7 protein-coding genes are annotated in these 7,383 nt (G+C 64.6%); 5 read left to right on the top strand and 2 right to left on the bottom strand.

Annotated elements, in window-relative coordinates; translation table 11 throughout:
- Positions 1–255 precede the first annotated feature (255 nt).
- The 5 genes from VJS90_RS06225 to VJS90_RS06205 all read left to right on the top strand — a co-directional run bounded on the left by VJS90_RS06225 (position 256) and on the right by VJS90_RS06205 (position 5,676).
- The gene (locus VJS90_RS06225; protein WP_324120113.1) at positions 256–1,716 is read left to right on the top strand and encodes an NAD-dependent succinate-semialdehyde dehydrogenase; all 1,461 of its coding nucleotides are present in this window, start codon (positions 256–258) and stop codon (positions 1,714–1,716) included.
- 116 nt (positions 1,717–1,832) lie between these two features.
- On the top strand, positions 1,833–2,915 hold the full coding sequence (locus VJS90_RS06220; RefSeq protein ID WP_324120111.1) for an ABC transporter ATP-binding protein: 1,083 nt from the start codon (positions 1,833–1,835) through the stop codon (positions 2,913–2,915).
- 176 nt (positions 2,916–3,091) lie between these two features.
- Positions 3,092–4,384: a 4-aminobutyrate--2-oxoglutarate transaminase gene (gene gabT / locus VJS90_RS06215; protein WP_324120109.1), complete on the top strand. Its 1,293-nt coding sequence runs from the start codon at positions 3,092–3,094 to the stop codon at positions 4,382–4,384.
- Between the two features lie 80 nt (positions 4,385–4,464).
- Complete coding sequence (locus VJS90_RS06210) at positions 4,465–5,145, top strand: hypothetical protein (RefSeq protein ID WP_324120107.1); 681 nt, start codon at positions 4,465–4,467, stop codon at positions 5,143–5,145.
- A 39-nt stretch (positions 5,146–5,184) separates the two neighbouring features.
- Entirely contained in the window at positions 5,185–5,676 is a 492-nt protein-coding gene (locus VJS90_RS06205) for an Lrp/AsnC family transcriptional regulator (RefSeq protein ID WP_324120105.1), read from the top strand.
- A 65-nt stretch (positions 5,677–5,741) separates the two neighbouring features.
- Here VJS90_RS06205 and VJS90_RS06200 read toward each other — a convergent pair whose 3' ends face one another.
- Both VJS90_RS06200 and VJS90_RS06195 read right to left on the bottom strand, forming a co-directional pair.
- On the bottom strand, positions 5,742–6,380 hold the full coding sequence (locus tag VJS90_RS06200; RefSeq protein WP_324120103.1) for a cupin domain-containing protein: 639 nt from the start codon (positions 6,378–6,380) through the stop codon (positions 5,742–5,744).
- Positions 6,381–6,392: 12 nt separating this feature from the next.
- On the bottom strand, positions 6,393–7,383 hold a 991-nt coding region (locus tag VJS90_RS06195; RefSeq protein ID WP_324120101.1), incomplete at its 5' end, for an FAD-binding oxidoreductase.

Below are 7,383 nucleotides of genomic sequence, written 5' to 3'. Positions count from 1 at the left end.
GATGAGATCGACCCGACCATCGCCGCCATCAGCTCGATGCTGATCCTCGCCTCACTGTTGCTGGTGGTCATCGCCGGGCGCAACAAACAGGCCTGAAGCGCCCTGCCGCAACGTCCCGGCACGTTGCGGCAGGTCCTGCTGCCACCTCGCTCAATTCGGCATCTCTGACCGCGCGCCCGGACCAACTTGGCATCGGGCGCTGGCGCCGGCTTCTTACACTTTGCCCATCACGGCAACCGAGCTACAGGTACCCCCATGTTGAAAGCCCAATTACGCGACCCTTCCCTGCTGGTTGAGAAAGCCTACGCCAATGGTGCGTGGATAGACGCCGACGACGGCGCCACTCTGGCCGTCATCAACCCGGCAAACGGCCAGACCCTGGCCCAGGTCCCGGCCCTTGGCGCCAGCGAAACCCGCCGCGCCATCGCCGCCGCCGAGGCCAGTTTCCAGGCCTGGCGCGACGTTCCACCTGCCGAGCGGGCCCGTGTGCTGGAAGCCTGGCACCAGGCGATCCTGGCCAACCAGGACGACCTGGCTGTGATCATGAGTGCCGAACAAGGCAAGCCACTGGCCGAAGCCAAAGGCGAAATCGGCTACGGCGCCAGTTTCGTCAAATGGTTCGCCGAGGAAGCCCGGCGCATCTATGGCGATACCATCCCCGCCCCGACCGCCGACCGGCGCATTCTGGTGCTCAAGCAACCGGTCGGCGTGGTGGCCGCCATTACCCCGTGGAACTTCCCCAACGCCATGATCACCCGCAAGTGCGCCCCTGCGCTGGCAGCGGGCTGCACCATCGTGGTCAAGCCATCGGAGCTTACCCCGCTCTCGGCGCTGGCATTGGCGGTGCTGGCCGAGCGGGTGGGCATCCCGGCCGGCGTGTTCAACGTGCTGACGGGCCTGCCTGCCGGAGTGGGCAGCGAACTGACCGCCAATCCCAGCGTGCGCAAGCTGTCGTTCACCGGCTCCACCAAGGTCGGCCAACTGCTGATGAGCCAGTGCGCGGCCACCATCAAGCGCTTGAGCCTCGAGCTGGGCGGCAACGCGCCCTTCATCGTGTTCGACGATGCCGACCTCGACCTGGCCATTCAGGGCGTGATGCTCAGCAAGTTCCGCAATGCCGGGCAAACCTGCGTGTGCGCCAACCGCATCCTGGTCCAAGCGGGCATTTACGAGCGCTTCGCCGAACGCCTGAGCGCCGAGGTGGCCAAGCTGAAGGTCGGCGATGCGTTCGCCCCTGGCGTCACCCTTGGTCCGTTGATCAACGCCGCTGCCGTCGACAAGGTGCGCCGGCACATCGATGACGCCGTGGCCAAGGGCGCGTCGGTGGTCACCGGTGGCCTGCCCGAGGGCGAGGGGCTGTTCGTGCAACCCACTGTACTGCGCGACGCTAGCCCCGAGATGCTTTTGGCCAGCGAAGAAACCTTTGGCCCGGTTGCACCGCTGTTCCGCTTCCACGACGAGGCCGAGGCGCTGGAGATCGCCAATGCCACGCCCTACGGCCTGGGTGCCTATTACTTCACCCAGGACATGCGCCGCGCCTGGCGCGTCGGCGAGCGCCTGGAGTTCGGCATGGTCGGCCTGAACACTGGGGTGATCTCGATGGAGGTAGCGCCGTTCGGTGGCGTGAAGCAGTCCGGCACTGGCCGCGAAGGCTCCAAATACGGCCTGGACGAGTTTCTCGAGATCAAGGCCTGGCACATCGGTGGCCTGGGCTGAACCGGCACAGCAGATCTGACTTTTGAACCGGAGCAAAACAGCACGAACCGGGTGGCCGGCTGTGCTCAGATGAACAAAGCCCGCTTGCCCCGTTGCCCTGCGCAGGAGAATTCGCGATGCATTTCACTGATGGTTTCGAATCGGTCACCGTTCACCAGGTAAGCAAACACTACGGCAGCCTCAAGGCGCTGGATCAGGTCGACCTCAAGGTCGAGGCCGGTGAGTTCATGTCACTGCTGGGGCCTTCCGGGTCGGGCAAGACCACGTTGCTGAGTATCCTCGGAGGCTTCCTGCGAGTCAGTTCGGGCAGCATCCTGTTCGGCGAACGCGACGTGACCTTGATGCCACCCAACAAGCGCGACATTGGCGTGGTGTTCCAGAACTATGCCCTGTTCCCGCACATGACCGTGGGACAGAACGTGGCGTTTCCGCTACGCGCCCGTGGCATCAATGCCAGCAACAGCCGCGAGCGGGTAGCCAAGGCGCTGGCCACGGTGGAGCTGACCGGCTATGAAGACCGCCCTATCACCGCCCTGTCGGGCGGCCAGCGCCAGCGCGTGGCCCTGGCCCGGGCCATCGTGTTCGAACCCAAGCTGATCTTGATGGACGAACCCCTGTCGGCGCTCGACAAGCAACTGCGCGAGACCATGCAGATCGAGCTGCGCGCCCTGCACAGACGTCTGGGCGCGACCATGATCTACGTCACCCACGACCAGCGTGAAGCCCTGACCATGAGCGACCGCATCGCGATCATGCGCGGCGGCAGGCTGGTGCAGGTTGACACCCCGCGGCGGCTGCACGACCACCCGGCCAATGACTTTGTCGCCAGCTTCATCGGCGAAAGCACGCTGGTGCCCCTGCAGCGCAGCGCCACGGGCCTGAGCCTGGGTACGACGACCTTGCGCACCAGCCGCGAGGTACCCGCCAGCGGTGCGCTGTTCCTGGCCCTGCAGTCTGAAAAACTGCTGCTCGACAACGGCACCGCGGGGCCGGAATGGAACCGCCTGCATGGCCGGGTCTCGGACATCGTGTTCCAGGGTGAAAGCCTGAAGGTGTTCGTCGACCTCGATAACGGGCCGACGGTCAGCCTGCGCCAGCCCAGCCACCATGAGGGCAACCTGAGCCTGCCACAGATCGGCGCGCCGCTGTGGATGCGCCTGCATCCGCAAGACACCATCGTGGTTCCCCAGGCAGGCTGACCGGCCATGGCAGAGTCCTGGCCGGCAGGCCGGGACTACCGCTCAGCGTAATATTTCGCGGCTACTCGCTAAAACAACCGATACCACCTCCTCCTGCCCCAACTTCAGCGCTTGTCACCCCAGACAATTCTTATCCTTGAGTCCTATCCCATCACGCTGATTGCCTGGAGATCACGATGACCCCACCCCTGAGCGAAAACCAACGTCTGCTCGCCTGGCGCGACGAAAACGTGCCACGCGGCATCGCCACCGCCCATCCACTGGTCGCCGCCCGCGCCAGCGGAGCCGAACTGTGGGACGTCGACGGGCGTCGGTACCTGGACTTCGTCGGCGGCATTGGCGTGCTGAATACCGGTCACAATCACCCCAAGGTGGTCGAGGCGGTGCAGCGCCAGGTCCAACAGTTGTCCCACGCAAGCTTCCAGGTGGTGGCCTACGAACCGTACATCGCGGTCGCCGCACGGCTGAATGCGTTGGTCGGCAACGGTGAGCACTTCAAGACCGCGCTGTTCACGTCCGGCGCGGAAGCGGTGGAAAACGCTGTCAAGATCGCCCGGGGGCATACCAACCGGCCTGCGGTGATCTCCTTCACTGGGGGGTTCCATGGCCGCACGTTGCTGGGCGTGACGCTCACCGGCATGAGCCAGCCCTACAAACAGAACTTCGGGCCATTCCCAGCCGAGATCTACCATGCCACCTACCCCAACCCTTACCGTGGCATCGACAGCGATGAAGCCTTGGCACGCCTCGACGAACTGTTCGCCACCGACGTGGCGCCCGACCGGGTCGCTGCCATTCTGATCGAGCCGGTACAGGGCGACGGTGGCTTCATTGCCGCACCCAAAGCGTTTCTGCAAGGGCTGCGCGAACGTTGCGACCAGCACGGCATCGTGCTGATCCTCGACGAAATCCAGGCTGGCTTTGGCCGCACTGGCAAAATGTTCGGTTTCCAGCATGCCGGCATCACGCCCGACCTGGTCACCGTGGCCAAGAGCCTGGCCGGGGGCATGCCGCTGTCGGGCGTGGTCGGGCGCGCGGCAATCATGGACGCTCCCACGCCAGGTGGGCTGGGTGGCACCTATGGTGGAAACGGCGTGGCCTGCGCCGCGGCGCTGGCAGTGCTGGACCTGTTCGAAAGCCAGGATTTGCTTGCCCAGGGGAAAGCGCTGGCGCAGCAACTGCAGCAAGGGCTGTTGGCCCTGCAGCAAGCCCACCCGCGAATTGGCGAGGTCCGCGGCCTCGGCTTCATGCAGGCTATCGAGATGGTCGCTGGGGATGCCGGTAACACCCCGGACGCCGCCTTGGCGCAGCGGGTCATCGACGAAGCCCGCCAAGCCGGTCTGCTGGTGATCAAGTGCGGCGTTCACCGCAACGTGGTGCGCTTCCTGGCGCCATTGGTCACCACCGAAGCGCAGATGGCCGAGGCCTTGCAAATGCCTGGCCAGGCGCTGGACGCCGCCGGCGCCTGAGTGTTCGCCTGGGGCCGCGGACGCGGCCTTTTGGCACCCCCTGGATGGACCCGCAGAACCACCACAGGAGCCGACTCCTCATGAAAATCACGCACTACCGGGCACTTGGCCTCTCCTACGCCACCCTGGTTGACCGCGAACGGGGCATTCTCGAAGGCCTGCGCCCTCTTGCGGCGCAATCGGCACGGCCGCTCGATGACCCGCAGATCCTCGACGCCTACCGCTACCTCAGTGTGCAACTGGCACGGCAGGCCAGCAGCCCGGCTGCACTGCACGGTCAACTTTACCAGCGCCTGGCGCAGCAATTGCTTCTGGTTCCGGATTGGGAGGCCAGTGTGGCCTTTGGTAGCGCTGCAGCGCAGTGGCCGATCTATGAAGACGCACCCGGCGCCCTGCAGTACCTGAGCAAGTTCTACCGCCTGATCCTCATCGCCCCACGCCATGGCATCGATATCGAAAGCCTGACCCGGCGCCTGCCGATCACCTTCGATGCCATTGTCGAGCCGGACGACGACGATTGGCGCCCGGCCTTGGCACAGGCTCTGCAGACAATTGAAGTACCGCGGATGGACATGCTGCCGGTTCGCAGCAGCGAACCGGACGACCCGTGGAACAGCCTGGTCGACTTCCCGATCTGCACCCTGCGGCGCACCCAGGCTCAACCTTGGAACATGTCGAATTCGGCACTCGATGCCAAACGTTGTGAATACGCAAGCCTGGCCGACATGACCCATGCCCACCAACGGGCACTACGGGCGTGAAGCGGGCACACCGGACTGGAATCAACCGAGGAGTCAAAGATGGACGCTGCAACCAAACTTGATCGCATCGACATCAACATTCTTGTCCAGTTGCAAAAGGACGGGCGCATGACCAACGTCAGCCTCGCCGAGGCTGTCGGGCTGTCACCCAGCCCCTGCCTGCAGCGGGTCAAACGCCTTGAAGCGGCGGGGTACATCAGTGGCTACGAAGCCCATGTGAACCTGGCCAAGTTCGCCAATTCGGTCACGGTGTTCACCGAGGTCACCCTGCAGGACCACAAGCGCGCGGATTTCGTGAAGTTCGAGTCGAGCATCCGCAACATCGACGAGGTGCTGGAGTGCCACCTCATCAGCGGCGGATATGACTACCTGGTGCGCTTCCTGTGCAGCAGCATCCAGCATTACCAGGAGCTGATGGAATCGATTCTGGAAAAGGACATCGGCATCGAGAAGTACTTCAGCTATATCGTGATCAAGTCACCGGTGGTCAAGAGCACCGTGCCGCTGCGCAGCCTGGTCAAGGCGGTTTAAGCGGACAGATCGCGAAATTGCCGCATGAGCGGCGGTGCGATCCGGGGCGCCGCACGTTCCTGAGATCAACCAAGGATGCAATAGACCTTGCGTACCATCGTCTCGCTCGACCATGCGTTGGTGGCCCCGGCAGGCACCATGAGGGTTTCCCCCGCGGCCACGGTGTGCTGCGTGCCACTGGCTTCAGTCAGGGTGAGTTCGCCCTCGAGGATGTGCATCAGCTCGCTGTACCCGGGTTCCACCTGCCGTCGCTGATAGGGTTCACACGCCCACGTTCCGATACGCAGCGCCCCTTGCTCGAAGGCCGCACGGCTCCAGGCCTGCGGTGTGGGCGTGAGCAATACCTCGGCAGCCGGCGGGCTGCACGGTGATAGCGTACCGTGCAGGTCCAGCTTGAGCGGGCGGTCGTGGCTGGCTTCACCTCCCAGGCCAGGGAAGCGGATGAACAGGTAGCGCAGCATGCCCGAGGGCTGCCATTGCAGCGCCACGCCCTCCGGCACCACGAAGCAATCGCCGGGTACGAGGTGCAACGCGAACCCTTCGCCCGTCAACCTCAGCTCCCCCGCTTCAAGCACTCCCAGCAACACCCCATCGAATGCATCGATATGGCGGTCCTGCCCACCTTCGCAGCACCCAATTTCATACCTTGGGCATTGCAAGTGAGCCACGGCTTCGCCCTGACGGTAATGTAAAACCTGCGCCATGAAACCTCCTGGTCAACGGCCGATGGCATCGAGAAACTGCTGCCAACCCGCCGCCAGGCGAACGCCTGGCGCCCGGAAGGCATGCAACGGAATAGGGTTCAGACGTTCACCGGCCAGCAGGCGCAGATCCAGCGGGCGGCCAGCGGTAAGGTCGGCCAGGCGAGCGCCCATGTAGGTCGACATGGCCACCCCGCCACCGTTGTAACCAATGGCATAGAAGCGGCGCTCATCGAGCTGTCCGGCGTGGGGCAAGCCGTCGAGGGTCATGTCCACCAGGCCCGACCAGCGATAGGCAATGGGCTGGCCGCGCAACTGCGGGAAGATCTCCGCCATGTTTTCCTCCAGGGCCTGGTAGGCCGCCTGGGTGCCGTCCTTGCCGAATGCTCCGCGCCCGCCGAAGATCAACCGGTCGCCGATCACCCGGAACCAGCGCAACATGCGCTTGGTGTCACCGCATACCTGGCCGCCTGGTAGAAGGCCCGCCAATACCGCAGGCGGCAGTGGCTCGGTGGCGATGATCGCACTGCAGAACGGCACGATGCGCCGGTGCAAGGTGGCAGTGACGGGAGTGAGGTCGGAGTAGGCGTTGGTGGCATACACCAGTTGCCTGGCCTTGACACGCCCCTGGGGAGTGTCGACCACCACGCCGTCGGCCCCGCACTCCACGCGCTGGGCCGGGCTGTTGACGAATATCTTCACGCCTCGCCCGTGCAGGTTGCGGGCCATGCCGCGGGCGAAGTTGAGCGGATGCAGGCCACCGGCCTTCGGCGTCAACATGCCACCGGTGAAGCGTCGCGAGCCGGTCATCTGGGCGACCTGATCGGCATCCATCATCACCGAACTGCGGCCACCCGTTTCGCGTTGAATCCACTCGGCGGTCGCACGCAGGCCAGCCAGGGCCTTGTCGTTATGCGCGGCCGCAAGGTGACCATTGAGGACCAGCCGTGCCTCGCTCAGGCCCAGGCTGTCGACCGTCTCGATCACGCTGTCGACGGCAGCGTAA

Origin of the sequence: Pseudomonas sp., assembly GCF_035277045.1 — a bacterium.
GTDB lineage: Bacteria > Pseudomonadota > Gammaproteobacteria > Pseudomonadales > Pseudomonadaceae > Aquipseudomonas.
This window is presented reverse-complemented; position numbering and strand designations above follow the sequence as displayed.